Source organism: Gilliamella sp. wkB171 (assembly GCF_001693755.1).
Taxonomy (GTDB): domain Bacteria; phylum Pseudomonadota; class Gammaproteobacteria; order Enterobacterales; family Orbaceae; genus Gilliamella; species Gilliamella apicola_F.
In genome coordinates, this window is record NZ_LYST01000035.1 from 1 (window position 1) to 15226 (window position 15226).

Here is a 15226-nt window from a genome sequence, read left to right on the forward strand (position 1 = left end):
TTCTTGAACGTTATCAGTCATAATTCATGGTTTATAATAATGTCATATTATAAAATATAATTGAAAAATATCTATTGTAAAAACAAACTAGATTACTCTAATTTTATTGGATGTGAATGACCAAGTAACCTATTACAACTTACATAAAGATAATAATAATAATTTATTGGTTTCACTAACCGGTTTTATTAAAATGTTGACTATTCTCCAGTGGGTAACAATCCATACAAAGTTAGCGTGTAGAACTATCATAGTTAATCCCAAAAAGCATTAAACGAGCTTATTAACCATCCATTAAAACGTATCAACTCTTATTTTTATGATAATAAGGATTATTGTTTAGCACTAGCAATTTGAGCTTTAAGCATTGCTAACCGACTCTGCCCTTGTTGCATTTTTTTTTCGGGTGATAATTCAGTTGATTGATCTTGCCATGCTAAATCATCTTGAGGTAACTCTAATAAAAATCGACTTGGTTCAACATACATTGTTTCCCCAAATTGTTTACGTTGGCGACTAAATGAGAAAGTTAATTCTCGTTGAGCACGCGTAATCCCAACATAAGCTAAACGACGCTCTTCTTCAATATTATCTTCATCAATACTGGTTTGATGAGGTAATAGCCCTTCAGACATACCAACTAGGTAGACATAAGGAAATTCGAGCCCTTTAGATGCATGCAACGTCATTAACTGAACTTGATCTAACTCTTCTTCCGATTCATTACGTTCTAACATATCTCGCAAAGTAAACCTAGCGACAGCTTGCTCAAGTGTCATTCCTTCATCTAGGTCATCACCTTGAAGCATATCATTTAACCAGCTTACTAACTGTTCTACATTACGCATTCGCATTTGCCCTGCGGTTGGGGAAGCTGATGTTTCATAGATCCAGCTTTCATAATGAATACCATGTATGAGTTCATGAATAGCATTCATAGGTTCACTATGTGATTGCTGAATAAGTGAGTCAAACCATTGAATAAATAATTGTAAAGACTCCATTCGTTTACCGGATAACACTTCTGTTAGTCCCATATCATGACTAGCTTGAAATAAACTAACACCGCGATGATTTGCCCATTCCCCAAGTTTTTGTATCGTCGCTGGGCCAATTTCTCTTTTTGGTGTATTGATAATGCGAATAAAAGCATTATCGTCATCAGGATTAGTTAGTAAACGTAAATAAGCCATTAAGTCTTTAATTTCGATACGAGAAAAAAACGAAGTACCACCTGATATACGATAAGGAATTCGATATTGCATTAGCATCTTTTCAATTAAACGCGCTTGATGGTTACCTCGATATAAAATTGCATATTGACCATATTGGCTATTATTAGCAAAGCGATGAGCAATTAAATCATTAACTACTTTTTCAGATTCGTGCTCTTCACTATCAGCCGTAATCACTCTTAATACTTCACCGTAACCATGTTCCGAAAACAGTTTTTTTTCAAATATATGGGGATTATTTTCAATTAAAATATTAGCTACTTTTAAAATACGACCTGAAGAACGATAATTTTGCTCTAACTTAATCACGGCTAATTGAGGAAAATCTTGCTTAAGTAACACTAAATTTTGTGGACGAGCGCCTCGCCAAGAATATATCGATTGGTCATCATCCCCAACAACAGTAAATTTAGCGCGGTTGCCAACTAATAATTTGATAAACTCATACTGACTAGTATTGGTATCTTGATACTCATCAACCAGTAAATAGCGCACACGATTTTGCCATTTTTCCCGCACTTCTTGATTGTTTTTTAATAATAAAGTAGGAAGCAAAATGAGATCATCAAAATCCAAAATACTACATGCTTTTAATTGTTTTTCATAAAGTTGATAACAATGGGCAAATAACTTTTCTTTATTGGTTTGAGCTCGTGCCATAGCGACAGTTGCATCAATAATATCATTTTTCCAATTCGAAATGGCTGATCGCAATTGGTTAATTAAATCTTTATCACCTTCTAGCCATTGCAAAGTCAATTCTTTTAGTAAGGCAATTTGATCATGATCATCAAATAATGAAAAATTAGCTTTAATGCCAAGATGGTGATACTCTCGGCGCACAATATCAAGGCCTAAAGTATGGAAGGTCGAAATTTTTAACCCTCGCGTCTCTTTTTTAGTCAAAGACAAAGCAATTCGCTCTTTCATTTCTCGCGCAGCTTTGTTGGTAAACGTTACCGCAACAATATGACGAGGCAAATACTCTTTAACGCGTATTAAATACGCGATTTTATTAATAATAACACGAGTTTTGCCAGAACCAGCCCCAGCTAAAACTAAACAAGGTCCGGATACATATTCAACCGCTTGTTGTTGACTTGAATTTAAACGCACTGATTTTAACCATTAGAAGAATTGGCACTTAGTATATACTGTTTTTATAACTCGATACAAATGCCGATAATTAAGCATTTTGAATGTTTTTTATTCAAAAATTAATGAATAAAAGCCAACGCCTGTTCAACGACTTCAATCCCCGCGCCTTTTTTATGAGCATTTTCACTGAGATAACGACGCCACTGTTTAGCGCCTTTGCGACCATTAAAAATACCTAGGGTGTGGCGCATGATATGATTTAATTGTGCGCCTTGGGTCAATTGTTGTTCGATATAAGGATATAAAGCTTTTATAGCTGATATACCATCAATACTTGGTTTATCGATACCAAAAATTTGAGCATCAATTTCAGCCAGTAACAAAGGATTTTGATAAGCTTCCCGACCAACCATCACCCCATCAACAAATTGTAAATGATGTTTGATCTCATCAATTGTTTTTACGCCACCATTAAGCGAAATAGTTAATTGTGGATAGTCGCACTTTAATTGATAAACACGAGCATAATCTAATGGAGGGACTTCACGATTTTCTTTTGGACTAAGCCCCGATAACCATGCTTTGCGAGCATGAACAATAAAGGTATTAGTAAAAGGTAAAAGTGTATCAATGAATTGACGTAAAAAGTCATAACTATCTAAATGATCAATACCAATTCTTGTTTTGACCGTAACGGGAATATCAACCTGCTCTTGCATCGCCGATACACATCTTGCCACTAAATCAGCATTGCCCATCAAGCAAGCGCCAAACATCCCATTTTGCACACGGTCCGAAGGACAACCGACATTAAGATTAATTTCGTTATAGCCTCGTTGCTCAGCCAATTTAGCACACTTTGCAAGTGCAACAGGATCGCTGCCACCTAATTGTAGGCATAAAGGTTGTTCAGCTAAATTAAAATCTAAATAATCACCTTTACCAAATAAAATCGCACCGGTTGTAACCATTTCGGTATACAACAATGTTTGCTTAGTTAATATGCGATGAAAATAACGGCAGTGCTTATCGGTCCAATCGAGCATTGGTGCTACCGAAAAGCGGTTTAGACAAAAATTAGCCAACAAAACACCTCGACTTCAATCAAAAACCTGTTATTCTATCTGCCATTTTTAAATAGTGCAATAAATAATATAAGGAATGAAAATGGACACAAACAACACAAATATAATTTCCATTCAAATAACAGAATTACTCCAAAAACGTCTACGCTTCATTGCGGTGATGCAACAGATTTGTGGTGTTATATCAATTATTTCTGGTGCATTAACTTGCTTAGGTATCATCACTGCAATTTTTGGTGTGCCGCTCCTTATTGCTGGAATAAAGCTCTTTCAATCGGGTAGTGCATTTAGCCTGACTGCTAATACAAAAAGAGGTGAAGATCTAGTAAATGCAATTACTAACTTGCATTCTTATTGGAAATTATTGTTGATTACTATTATTGCTATAGTATTAACTTATGTGTTGCTATTCGTTGGTATGTTAGTGTTGATACCGATGTTAGGTTCTAGATATTAATTACAGCATGATATAAACCTCGCTATTTAGCGAGGTTAGTATTTATTGAGAGTCAGATTCAGATTTCGCTTCTGAACTACTTTGCTCATCATCTGATTTAATATCAATAGGATCGGATATCTGTTGTTGATTCATTTCTTCTAACGATTTAGAACCTTCTAACTCTGTAGCTTTAATATCAGTGACAATACCCATTTCGTTAAAGTAAACAGTATAATTTCTTTGGCTTACTTGACCATGCTGTGGTTGTTGTCGAAATACATAATACCAAACATTATCACCAAAAATAGAGGTTAACATTGGTGATCCCATGATAAATACAACCTGATCTTTGGTTTGACCTGTTTTTAATAGTTCAATTGCTTCTGGTGTTACATAATTACCTTGATTGATATCTGGTCGGTAGACCCAACGATCAACGACTGAACAACCAGTTAATAACACACTAGTTACAATGACAAGCGAGGTAAATTTACGAAACTGCATCTACACTTAATCCATTTTTAAAATTTAATAACGTCTATTATCGCTGATATTTTGGCTAAGTGCTAGCCAAATTAACAAATTCTTTGTTATTGAGTGATGAAATGGTCATTATTTACGACTAAAACAAATTACTTCTTGACTTTTATGCGCGTATCTACAAACTTATAAACTTCTTTATAAACCTTATCAACTCATCATTAAAGGTCAAAAATGAAATTAGAAACTATCGAACAAAAAGCCAGCTATGCAATTGGATTACAAATTGGACAACAATTAAAAGAGTCAGGATTAAAAAATTTAGAACTTAATGCGTTAAAATTGGCGATGGAAGATGTGCTATCAGGCAATCAACCCGCATTACCATTACAAGAACTACATGATGCACTTCGTCAAATTCATGAACAAGCTACCCAAGAAAAGGCTAAGCAAGCAGAAAAGATTGCACAAGCAGGTAAAGAGTTTCTTGCACAAAATCTAAAAAAAGAAGGGGTAAAATCGACTGAATCAGGTTTACAGTATCAAATCATTACCAAAGGTAATGGCGCTTTACCTAAAGCAACCGATCGCGTACAAGTACATTACACAGGGCAATTAATTGATGGAACCGTGTTTGATAGTTCAGTTGAACGTGGTCAACCTGCTGAATTCCCAGTTAATGGCGTGATTCCTGGCTGGGTTGAAGCATTACAATTAATGCCAGAAGGTTCAAAATGGCGATTATACATTCCACAAGAGTTAGCTTATGGCGCACATGGTGCAGGTGCATCTATTCCACCTTATAGTGCTCTTATTTTTGATGTCGAGTTATTAAAAGTATTATAAAAAACAAGGACGCTTGCTCGCGTCCATTTTTACTTATCAATCTATCCAATCTATTTTAAGTTTTTAGGTAGAAAATAGGAACTTAATGCAGCCATGAGTAATAAGATGCTTGCTGCACCAAAAGCGACTAAATGGGTATGTAAATTATCATACGCCCAACCACCTAACCACGAACCTATCATGGCACCGATTTGATGACCTAAGTAAGTTAATCCAGAAAGTAATCCAACAATTTTTACACCATAAATATCGGCAGTTATTGCCCCTGATGTAGATAATGCACCTGCCCAAACTAAACCACCAATAGCCGCGATAGTAAAAAGTTGCCATTTGGTCGAGGCTAAGACCAACGCAATAAAACCGATTCCTCGAACCAAATAAACGAGCATCAAAATGTTTTTACGTTGCACAATATCAGATATATAACCCAGTACTAAAGTACTAAAAATAGCAACTAAACCTATCAAGCCAATTCCTGTAGAACTGGTTACCGAATCAAAACCATGATCAACCAACATCGGGACACCATGTGTGCCTAATAAATTCATACTAAATCCACAAGTAAAAAGCCCAAAACTAAGTTGCCAAAAAGGACGTGTTTTTAAGACATCAATAAGTTTGATATTAACCGGTTGTGTTTGCACTGTCGCTTGTTCTGGCCGGTCGATATCGGCGTGATTATCTTTCATAATAAACAGTGCAATAGGCATGGCTAGAATCATAAAAAATAGTGAAAACGCCACTAACGTATTTTGCCAACCATATAACGGAATAAAAAAGGCAAATACAGGTAGCATCACAGCAATGCCAGCCATACTGCCTGTTGATACAATAAATAGTGCTAACCCTCTTCGCTTATGAAACCATTTCGCCACAATAGGCGTAAAACTGACAGCCCCCACAAATGAAGTACCAAATGACAAAGCAATACCAAACGAAAAAAGGAAGTTCCAATAATCACGAGACATTGCTGACCATATTGTTGAGAGAATAATCATCACTGCACCAATTAACAACACAAAGCGCGTACCATATTTACCCACTAAGTAGCCGGCTATCGGCATGGCAATACCCGAAAACAACATACCAATAGCAATAATGCCTGACAAGACGCTACGACTAAAACCCAGATCATTTGCGATAGGTAGAAAAAACACCCCCATGCTCATTCTCAGTCCACTAGATAGCAGGGTTAAAAGTGCAGCTGCAATAACAATGTTCCAGCCAAAATACCATGGACATCTCATGATTGTCTCCTATAACGTTTCCTTAAAAACAACGTTGAAAAAGTATATAATTTTGAATTATGTATAACTTTTTTATTTTCCGCTATAATATTTATTTATCTAAATCTAAAAAAAAGTTAAGGATAGTTATATGTCAACAAATATGATTCGTATTGCAATCGCTGGCGCTGGCGGCAAGATGGGACGACAGCTCATCCAAGCTATTTCTCAAATTGACGGTGTTACCTTAGGTGCGGCTTTTGAGCGAAAGGGCTCTTCATTGGTTGGTAGTGATGCGGGAGAGCTTGCAGGAATCGGCGTTTGTAACATAAAAGTCACCGACAATTTAGAACAAGTAAAAGACAAATTTGATGTATTAATTGATTTTACGCGTCCTGAAGGTACTTTAGCCCACTTAGCTTTTTGTGTAGCACACAGTAAAATGATGATAATTGGTACCACTGGATTTGATGAAGCGGGTAAACAAGCTATTGCCGATGCAGCAAAAAAAATCGCTATTGTATTTGCCGCTAATTTTAGTGTTGGCGTTAACCTTGTTTTAAAACTACTGGAAAAAGCCACTAAAATTATGGGCGATTATACCGATATCGAAATCATTGAAGCACATCATCGTCACAAAGTTGATGCACCATCTGGTACAGCACTTGCCATGGGTGAAGCAATTGCTGATGCACTAGGTTGTCATTTAAAAGATCGTGCTGTTTATTGTCGTGAAGGCCATACTGGTGAACGACCTAAAGGTGCTATCGGCTTTGCGACTATTCGCGCAGGTGATATCGTTGGCGAACACACAGCTATTTTTGCCGACATTGGTGAGCGTGTCGAAATCAGCCATAAAGCCTCTAGCCGTATGACTTTTGCTAACGGTGCGGTGCGTGCTGCATTATGGCTTGCTAAACAGCCTGTCGGTTTATATGACATGCGAGATGTATTAAATTTGAATAATTTGTAATTGCATTGCTATGTCTGATGAATATTGGATGCAACATGCATTAATGCTTGCCAAGCGCGCCGAATCTATTGGAGAAATCCCCGTCGGCGCAGTAATCATTGATGAAAATAATCAAATAATCGGCGAAGGCTTTAATCATTCCATTATTAAAAATAATCCGACTGCGCATGCTGAAATTATGGCAATAGAGCAAGCTGGTATTTTATTAAATAACTATCGTTTAATTAATACCACCCTTTATGTGACTCTTGAACCTTGTATTATGTGTGCTGGAGCCATCATCCATAGCCGTATAAAACGTGTGGTATATGGGGCAAATGATTTGAAAACAGGCGCAGCAGGATCGTTTATTGATATCCTGAATTATCAAGGTCTTAATCATTATGCCGAAGTAACAGGCGGAGTTTTAATGGATGAATGTAGTGCAATATTAAGCAACTTTTTTAAAAAACGACGCTTACAGAAAAAATTATTAAAGCAATCACGACAAAATAATGCTGAACAAGGGTAGATATTGTTGTTAGTTGAATAAATAGATTTTGCTAAACTTAAAAAAGTGCAAAAAATAAAAAATATTAATCAATTAGTATCAAAATGAAATCAAATTTTGCCGATTTGAGTTTTAGAAATACTGAGTAAATTAATACTATTGCGTACTATCCAATAAATTTTTAATATACTCAGCCTGTAAAGCAATTATTTCCCATCCTGATGATCAATTGAATTTGTAGTTGGTCAAATCACTATTATTTCAATCTTTTACAAAGTCCTTGAAGGGGTTCAAGTAAATCTGTTTACTCGAACACATAAAATATCCATACAAAATTCTCACAATATGCAATAGCCAAAATTGCACAGCAGCAAAATATAAAGCTTCGGTTTATTATCATTAAATGAAAATATCTAATCCTCATATCAGCTAATATTATCATTATTCTGAACTTTCAATAAAAAATGCTCTTAGTTGTTCTTTTTATCGAGGAATATTGTTAGAATCTAAAACGATATTTTTAAAAAATTAATTCGAGCACTATTCATGAAAAAGCATACCTTAGAAATGATGATATCTGCACAAGATATCCAAAAACGCGTTTTTGAACTTGGACAACAAATCAGTAAAGATTATCAAAATAGCCAAAATGAACTCATTTTAGTCGGGCTTTTGCGAGGATCATTCATCTTTATGGCAGATTTAAGCCGTGCCATCACTGTTGGACATGAAGTTGATTTTATGACAGCATCAAGTTATGGCAATGCTGTAGTAAGTAACCGAGATGTTAAGATATTAAAAGACCTTGATGAGGATATACGCGATAAAGATGTTTTAATTGTTGAAGATATTATTGATACAGGCAATACCTTAAGTAAAGTTATGGCAATATTAAAATTGCGTCATCCCCGCAGTATTGAAATTTGTACTTTGCTTGATAAACCTTCTCGTCGTGAAGTATCGGTGCCGGTTAAATATATTGGATTTTCTATACCTGATGAGTTTGTCGTTGGTTATGGTATAGATTATGCACAGCATTATCGCCATTTACCTTATATTGGGCAGGTCAAGTTAATTGAAGAGTAATAAATAATTTATGACTATCGAAAACTGGTAGAGTAAAGATCGTCCCAAACTATCTTACATTTTTAATATGTTATGCAAGATAGCCATTATTTGAATTAACCGGCATAAACCAGCAAGCTGACTGGAGATCAAATATTGCCGGTTATCATTTTCATCAAGTATCAATCAATTTTATTAAGATCATCGCCTCACCTCATTATTATTGGCGATTTGAAAAAACTGATTCCTTTTTGCAACCGATAATAAGGCTTATACTAACAACCTATTACATATTATATTAAAAATATGTCTTTATATCTGGACATTTCGTTATCGCAATAGCAAGAGGTAAATTAACATCAATAAACGCGCACAGCAACTTGATGTAAAATAGATTAATCTGCTTGATTCACACAATTAAACGACTGAGTTTTGCCTTTTCATAAATTAATAGATAATCAATGTAGCCAAACAACGCAACAATAGATAAACCATCACTGACCAGCAAAGCACTGCTTGTCAATAATTTAATGCTTTTTTACTTAGCTTATCATAGACGATGATAAGCTTAATATGATAAATTTGTCATCAAAACGATTTCGAAAAATTAACCTAATATAGATAGTATTTAAAATAATCAATCTTATCGAGGTATACGTGTCACGATTTTCCCGTTCATTATGTCTAGTTTTGATGATAACCACAGCGTCTAGTTATGCTGATATGAAATTATCGATTAAAGGGTTATCAGGAGAACTGGCTGATAATGTCGATGCGCGTATTTCGTTAATTGAGCCGAGTAAAATTAATAATACGCCCAATTTTAAACGTTATTTTGAAAGTGAAGTTCAAAAAGCGCTACGCGCTTTAGGTTACTACTCCCCTACTTTTGACTATGACGAACAAGATCCTAAAGTCTTAAAAGTAAAAATTACACCAGGTGAACCCGTCATTGTTGAACAACTAAATATTAATATCACAGGTGAAGGTCAACATGATGACGATTTCAAAGCGTTACTCAAAAATAAACTTCCCAAAATTGGCGATGTGCTCAACCATGGTATCTATGAGTCATTCAAAAAAGCATTACTCAATTTGTCGCTCGACAAGGGTTATTTTGATGCCAATATGACTAAACACCAGTTAGCAGTCTCAAATTATGAACATCAAGCTTTTTGGAATATTGATTTTGATACGGGTCAACGTTACAAATTTGGTAAAGTTAGCTTTCCCGATGCCAAAATTCGCACCGATTATCTAGCTAACATAGTGCCATTTAAAGAAGGTGATATGTATACTGCCGAGCAATTATCGTTATTGAATCGGCGTTTAAGTTCAACTAGCTGGTTCAATTCAGTTGTTGTGACACCCGATTTTCCTCACTTAACAGCAAATAAAGAACTCCCGATCGATGTCGCAACGGCACCACGTAAAAAGAATAATATGGACTTAGGACTTGGTTATTCAACCGATAATGGTGTTCATGGAAAAATTGGCTGGAATAAGCCATGGATAAATAGTCGTGGGCAAAGTTTTCAAAGCAATCTTTCGTTATCGTCACCCGAACAAACAATAACCATGAGTTATAAAATCCCCCTAAAAAAATCTCCATTAGAACAATATTATACGATCCAAGGTGGCTACAAAAAAATTGATAATAATGATACCTACTCGCGCTCATATACCTTTGGGGTATTACGAAATTGGGATCATTTTGAGGGTTGGCAAACGGCTTTGGGTTTAAATATGTTACGTGATAACTTTACCCAAGGTGATTCAAGTTATAAAACGTTTTTATATTATCCTTCTATGAGTTTATCGCGAATCCGTAGTGATGGTAATTTATTAGCCATGTGGGGCGATTCACAACGGTATTCAGTTGAAGCGGCGGCAGATGCATTGGGTTCAGATATCAATTTAGTACGCTTTCAAGCGCAACAAACTTGGATCCGCTCATTGCAAAAAACGCATCGATTTATTGCTCGAGGTAATTTTGGTATTATTCAAGCGAGTAATTTTGATAGAGTACCACCATCGTTTAGGTTCTTCGCTGGTGGTGATCGTAGTATTCGTGGCTATAGTTATCAATCTATTTCTCCTGAAGATAAAAAAGGCAAGTTAAAAGGCGCTTCAAAGTTGATCACCGGCTCAGGCGAGTATCAATATAATGTAACAGGTGCATGGTGGGGAGCCGTATTTGTAGATACTGGTGAAGCAATCGATAAAGTTGATAAAGCAAAATTCTATACAGGTACAGGTGTTGGCGTTAGATGGGCATCACCTGTTGGCCCAATAAAATTAGATTTAGCCACCCCATTAAATAGAAAAGATAAAGGCTCTATCCATCTCTATATTGGTCTAGGAAGTGAATTATAATATGGCAGAAAATTCTATTAATTCGAAGCAATCTAAAGCATCGCATAACCTACATAAATGGAAAAAGCATAGTGTTGTCATATTGTCTATTTTTATCTTCTTGATAACATTTGTCATTGTCATGATTTACACCAGTTTAGGCGTAAAATTGACAATGTTTGCGCTAAATAAATTTTTACCTGAATTAAAAATCGAACAGGTAGAAGGCACTTTTCATAATTTACATATCAAAGGGCTTTCTCTTAATTTGACTGGTGTTAATGTATCTGTTGATGATGCATCACTCGAACTTTCAGGCTCATGCTTGATTCAAACTGTAGTGTGTTTAAAACATTTTAATGCTGATGGAGTCAATGTTAATGTTAATACGCAAGAAATTGAAAGCTCACCTGACGAAGTGGTTGATAATACCTCGCGTTTTACAATAAAAACCCCCTTACCTATCAAATTACAATCCACTCAACTCAATAATGTCAAAGTGAGTGTTGATGATATGCAATTTGGTCTATCAAGTTTTAATGGTAAAGCAACGTGGGTCAATGAAAAAATTTATGTTTACCCAACTACTGCAATGGGACTTTATGCAATATTTGCTGATACACCTTCAACACCGACACCAGCACAAAAAAATGAAACCAGTTTAGCTATTAATGAACAGATTAATCAATTGTTTAATCAACCGCTAATAAGTTCATTACCTCAAGTTAGTATTCCTTTAGATATTAATGTAACGAGTTTATCTGGAAACGATTGGTTGTTACATATTGGTGGGCAAGATTATCACTTCAATCAGGTCACAATAAATACCGATATGGTAAACAATCACATTGTTGTAAAAAAAGTGGATACAGAGATTAAAACCCCTTATGCTAATGGTCACGCCTTAGTATCGGGTGAAATCACACTGGGTAATGATTGGCCAATTGTTGCCTTAGTCAAAGCTGATACCGAGCAAAACCACTTTAATGGTCAATTTTCTGGAAAATTACTGGGTGAATTATACACTAACACTCGCTTAGAAGGGCTAAACCAATTTGATCTTGATGGCCATATCAATTTTATCGAAAAATATTTACCGGTGATGACCAAACTCCAGGGTAAATACATTCAATGGCCAATTGAAGGGGCAGCCCAATATCAACTTAACGATTTTGATTTAACGCTGGACGGTAACGTTCAGCAGTATGGTTTAACCGCAAAAGGATCGGTAGCCGGCGAAAATATTCCCGCAACCACATTCGATATTGCCGGTAAAGGTACAAATCAAGATGCAACTTTAGATCATAGCAGAATTAAATTGCCGCAAGGCAACATAGACCTTAGTGGTCACATTAGTTGGCTAAATGCGTTGCAATGGGATACTATTATCAAGCTTGATCATGTCGACATTACCAAAGAACTCCCTGATTATCCGGTTCTGTTAAATGGTCAACTTAAAACAAGTGGAAGCTTAGAAGGTGATAATTGGCAAGTGAATATTACCGATCTACAACTAAAAGGTAAAATAAAACAAGCTGATTTTGCGGCTAATGGTAATATGTTTGTTGATTCGAATAAGTCCTTATCGGCAAATAATCTTGCTATTATGTGGGGAAAAAATCAAATTAGTGTTGATGGTTCAACACAAAAAGCGAATTTAAATACCAAACTAAATTTAGCGTCGTTAGGATTACTTTTTGATGATATGCAAGGGTCTATTGTCGGCAATATCAAAATGAATGGGACAAGTACAAATCCAATTGTTGACTCGAATTTAACTGTCACTGCATTAAGTTTAGCCAATATGTCCATTGCTAAGGCAAACTTATCTGGAAAAATTCAATATCAAAATCAGTTAAGCGGTCAGCTGAAACTAATTGGTGATAATATCCAATTAGCAAGCGAGACAATAAAAAAAGCCAATATCGAACTGACAGGTAACGAAAAAAAACATACTTTAACTCTAGCGCTCGATGGACTGCCAGCATCGTTAAAGACAACCTTAACAGGTCAAATTGATAAAGATCATACTAAATGGACCGGAAACATTGCTAATGCACTGTTAAATTTAGATAATAATAACCACTGGCAGTTAACCAAACCGATATCATTATCTTATGATGTCACCAATCAGATCCCAACAATCGGGGCGCATTGTTGGCGTAATAATTATTCTAACCTATGTTTAGACAAACCATTATCAATATCAGCCAATAGCTCAAGCACAATTTCCCTTAAAGACATTGATTTGGCTAAATTACCGATACCCAATGATGGGGATACTAAAATTACCGGGAGTTTAGATGGAAGAGTCGATATTAAGTTCAATGACAATAACAAAATTCCATCCATCAAAGCCAACATAAATAGTAATAAAATTTATGTACAGCAAAGTATAGGTAGTCAAACTTTACCTATTCCTTTTGATTTATTTAACATTAATGCTGAATTTAATGAACAACAAGCAAAATTAGATTGGCGTTTTAGTTTAAAGCAACTAGGTAAAGTAAGAGGTAATTTGATAATTGATGATCCAATTAATCAGAAAAAACTAGGTGGCCAATTAATTATTGATAATTTGGCATTAGCTATACTCAACCCATTATTGGATAAAAATGAATATGCTAAAGGCGCAATTAATGGTGCCGTAAAATTTTCCGGTTCGCTCAACGATCCGTCTTTAACAGGTGACATTAACCTAAAACAAAGTGAAATCAAATCTAATCAGCTACCTGTTGATATTAATTCAGCTATGGTAGATATAAAATTAAATGGTAAATCATCAACATTAAAAGGAATTTTAACTACGCAAGCCGGTAATATTAATATTAATGGTCATGCTAGTTGGCTGAATTTAAATAAATGGCAGGCTGAAATCACTGTCAATGGTGCAGCAATGCAAGTCACAGTGCCACCAATGATTGTGATGAATGTTGTGCCTGATATTAAAATTAATGCATCTCAAGATGAATTAACGTTATTAGGTAAGGTTAGTATTCCAAAAGGTAAAATTACCGTTGATTCACTGCCACCATCGAGCGTGGATGTATCGTCTGATGAGGTCATGCTGGATAAAAATCGTCATCAGATCGAGCCGCAAAAATTTGGTATGAAAATCAATAGTCATCTAGATATCGAAATTGGTGATGATGTTACCGTTGATGCCTTTGGTCTAAATGCTTCATTAAAAGGTAATTTAATCGCTACCCAGACAAATAAAGGATTGGATTTACACGGTGAAATTCATATTCCAAACGGTCGATTCCATGCTTATGGGCAAGATTTAATCATTCGTAAAGGTGTCATTACCTTTTCTGGACCAACCGACCACGCTATGCTTGATGTTGAAGCCATCCGTAATCCGGATTCAATGGACAATAATAAAATTACTGCTGGCATTCGTGTTACTGGTTCGTCAGAAGATCCGAAAATCGAAGTGTTTTCAGATCCGGCAATGTCACAGCAAGAAGCTTTGTCATACTTAGTGCGAGGTCAAGGGCTTGATAGTACTGATCAAAGTGACAACGATATGATGACAGCGCTATTAGTCGGGATTGGTACATCGAAAACAGGGAAATATATTGGTGATATAGGGAATGTTTTTGGCATCAAAAATTTGACTTTAGATACACAAGGCGCAGGCAATAGCTCAAAAGTAGTTGTAAGCGGCTATATTTTACCTAACTTACAGCTTAAATATGGTGTCGGTATTTTTGATTCGCTAGCCACTTTTACTTTACGTTATAGATTAATGCCAAGTCTCTACTTAGAGGCTACATCAGGACTTGCTCAAGCACTCGATCTCATTTATCAGTTCGAATTTTAGTATTAAATAATAAAAATAGTGTTAAGTTAATAATACTGTTAATTAATAAGCGAAAGTCAGTGTTTATTAAAGCGGGGATTGATTGTATTTTACTGCAATGTTGCTATT

At 35.6% G+C, this 15226-nt stretch carries 11 protein-coding genes; 7 read left to right on the plus strand and 4 right to left on the minus strand.

The window, feature by feature from the left end; genetic code table 11:
* Positions 1 to 332: 332 nt before the first annotated feature.
* Both rep and dusA read right to left on the minus strand, forming a co-directional pair.
* The gene (gene rep, locus A9G03_RS04430; protein WP_065635081.1) at positions 333 to 2351 is read right to left on the minus strand and encodes a DNA helicase Rep; all 2019 of its coding nucleotides are present in this window, start codon (positions 2349 to 2351) and stop codon (positions 333 to 335) included.
* Positions 2352 to 2452: 101 nt separating this feature from the next.
* Positions 2453 to 3379: a tRNA dihydrouridine(20/20a) synthase DusA gene (gene dusA / locus A9G03_RS04435; RefSeq protein WP_082209398.1), complete on the minus strand. Its 927-nt coding sequence runs from the start codon at positions 3377 to 3379 to the stop codon at positions 2453 to 2455.
* A 121-nt stretch (positions 3380 to 3500) separates the two neighbouring features.
* Between dusA and A9G03_RS04440 the strand changes: the two genes are divergently transcribed.
* Complete coding sequence (locus A9G03_RS04440; protein ID WP_065635083.1) at positions 3501 to 3875, plus strand: DUF5362 family protein; 375 nt, start codon at positions 3501 to 3503, stop codon at positions 3873 to 3875.
* Positions 3876 to 3917: 42 nt separating this feature from the next.
* Here A9G03_RS04440 and bamE read toward each other — a convergent pair whose 3' ends face one another.
* Positions 3918 to 4361, minus strand: coding sequence for an outer membrane protein assembly factor BamE (gene bamE / locus A9G03_RS04445; protein ID WP_065635084.1), 444 nt, complete (start codon positions 4359 to 4361; stop codon positions 3918 to 3920).
* Positions 4362 to 4571: 210 nt separating this feature from the next.
* On the opposite strand from bamE, the gene A9G03_RS04450 reads away from it, so the two are divergent.
* Positions 4572 to 5183, plus strand: coding sequence for an FKBP-type peptidyl-prolyl cis-trans isomerase (locus A9G03_RS04450; RefSeq protein WP_065635085.1), 612 nt, complete (start codon positions 4572 to 4574; stop codon positions 5181 to 5183).
* Between the two features lie 50 nt (positions 5184 to 5233).
* Here A9G03_RS04450 and A9G03_RS04455 read toward each other — a convergent pair whose 3' ends face one another.
* Positions 5234 to 6430: an MFS transporter gene (locus A9G03_RS04455; protein WP_065798518.1), complete on the minus strand. Its 1197-nt coding sequence runs from the start codon at positions 6428 to 6430 to the stop codon at positions 5234 to 5236.
* Between the two features lie 130 nt (positions 6431 to 6560).
* Here A9G03_RS04455 and dapB point away from each other — a divergent pair, with 130 nt between their 5' ends.
* The 5 genes from dapB (at position 6561) to tamB (ending at position 15118) form a co-directional block, all read left to right on the plus strand.
* Complete coding sequence (gene dapB, locus A9G03_RS04460; RefSeq protein ID WP_065798519.1) at positions 6561 to 7382, plus strand: 4-hydroxy-tetrahydrodipicolinate reductase; 822 nt, start codon at positions 6561 to 6563, stop codon at positions 7380 to 7382.
* A 10-nt stretch (positions 7383 to 7392) separates the two neighbouring features.
* Positions 7393 to 7893 carry a tRNA adenosine(34) deaminase TadA gene (gene tadA, locus A9G03_RS04465; protein ID WP_065635088.1) on the plus strand — a complete coding sequence of 167 codons (501 nt, stop codon included), beginning with the start codon at positions 7393 to 7395 and terminating at the stop codon, positions 7891 to 7893.
* A gap of 525 nt (positions 7894 to 8418) precedes the next feature.
* Positions 8419 to 8958, plus strand: coding sequence for a hypoxanthine phosphoribosyltransferase (hpt, locus tag A9G03_RS04470; RefSeq protein ID WP_065635089.1), 540 nt, complete (start codon positions 8419 to 8421; stop codon positions 8956 to 8958).
* Between the two features lie 672 nt (positions 8959 to 9630).
* Positions 9631 to 11313, plus strand: a complete 1683-nt coding sequence (gene tamA / locus A9G03_RS04475; RefSeq protein WP_141671598.1) for an autotransporter assembly complex protein TamA — start codon at positions 9631 to 9633, stop codon at positions 11311 to 11313.
* A 1-nt stretch (position 11314) separates the two neighbouring features.
* A complete protein-coding gene (tamB, locus tag A9G03_RS04480) occupies positions 11315 to 15118 on the plus strand; it encodes an autotransporter assembly complex protein TamB (protein ID WP_065798520.1) in 3804 nt (1267 codons plus the stop codon).
* Positions 15119 to 15226 lie beyond the last annotated feature (108 nt).

What these genes read in the sequence shown, in the direction of transcription:
- A9G03_RS04455 (WP_065798518.1), bottom strand. Translation starts at nt 6,430, where the DNA reads ATGAGATGTCCATGGTATTTTGGCTGGAACATTGTTATTGCAGCTGCA.
- A9G03_RS04440 (WP_065635083.1), top strand. Translation starts at nt 3,501, where the DNA reads ATGGACACAAACAACACAAATATAATTTCCATTCAAATAACAGAATTA.
- tamB (WP_065798520.1), top strand. Translation starts at nt 11,315, where the DNA reads ATGGCAGAAAATTCTATTAATTCGAAGCAATCTAAAGCATCGCATAAC.
- A9G03_RS04450 (WP_065635085.1), top strand. Translation starts at nt 4,572, where the DNA reads ATGAAATTAGAAACTATCGAACAAAAAGCCAGCTATGCAATTGGATTA.
- tamA (WP_141671598.1), top strand. Translation starts at nt 9,631, where the DNA reads ATGATAACCACAGCGTCTAGTTATGCTGATATGAAATTATCGATTAAA.
- dusA (WP_082209398.1), bottom strand. Translation starts at nt 3,379, where the DNA reads ATGCTCGATTGGACCGATAAGCACTGCCGTTATTTTCATCGCATATTA.
- dapB (WP_065798519.1), top strand. Translation starts at nt 6,561, where the DNA reads ATGTCAACAAATATGATTCGTATTGCAATCGCTGGCGCTGGCGGCAAG.
- tadA (WP_065635088.1), top strand. Translation starts at nt 7,393, where the DNA reads ATGTCTGATGAATATTGGATGCAACATGCATTAATGCTTGCCAAGCGC.
- bamE (WP_065635084.1), bottom strand. Translation starts at nt 4,361, where the DNA reads ATGCAGTTTCGTAAATTTACCTCGCTTGTCATTGTAACTAGTGTGTTA.
- hpt (WP_065635089.1), top strand. Translation starts at nt 8,419, where the DNA reads ATGAAAAAGCATACCTTAGAAATGATGATATCTGCACAAGATATCCAA.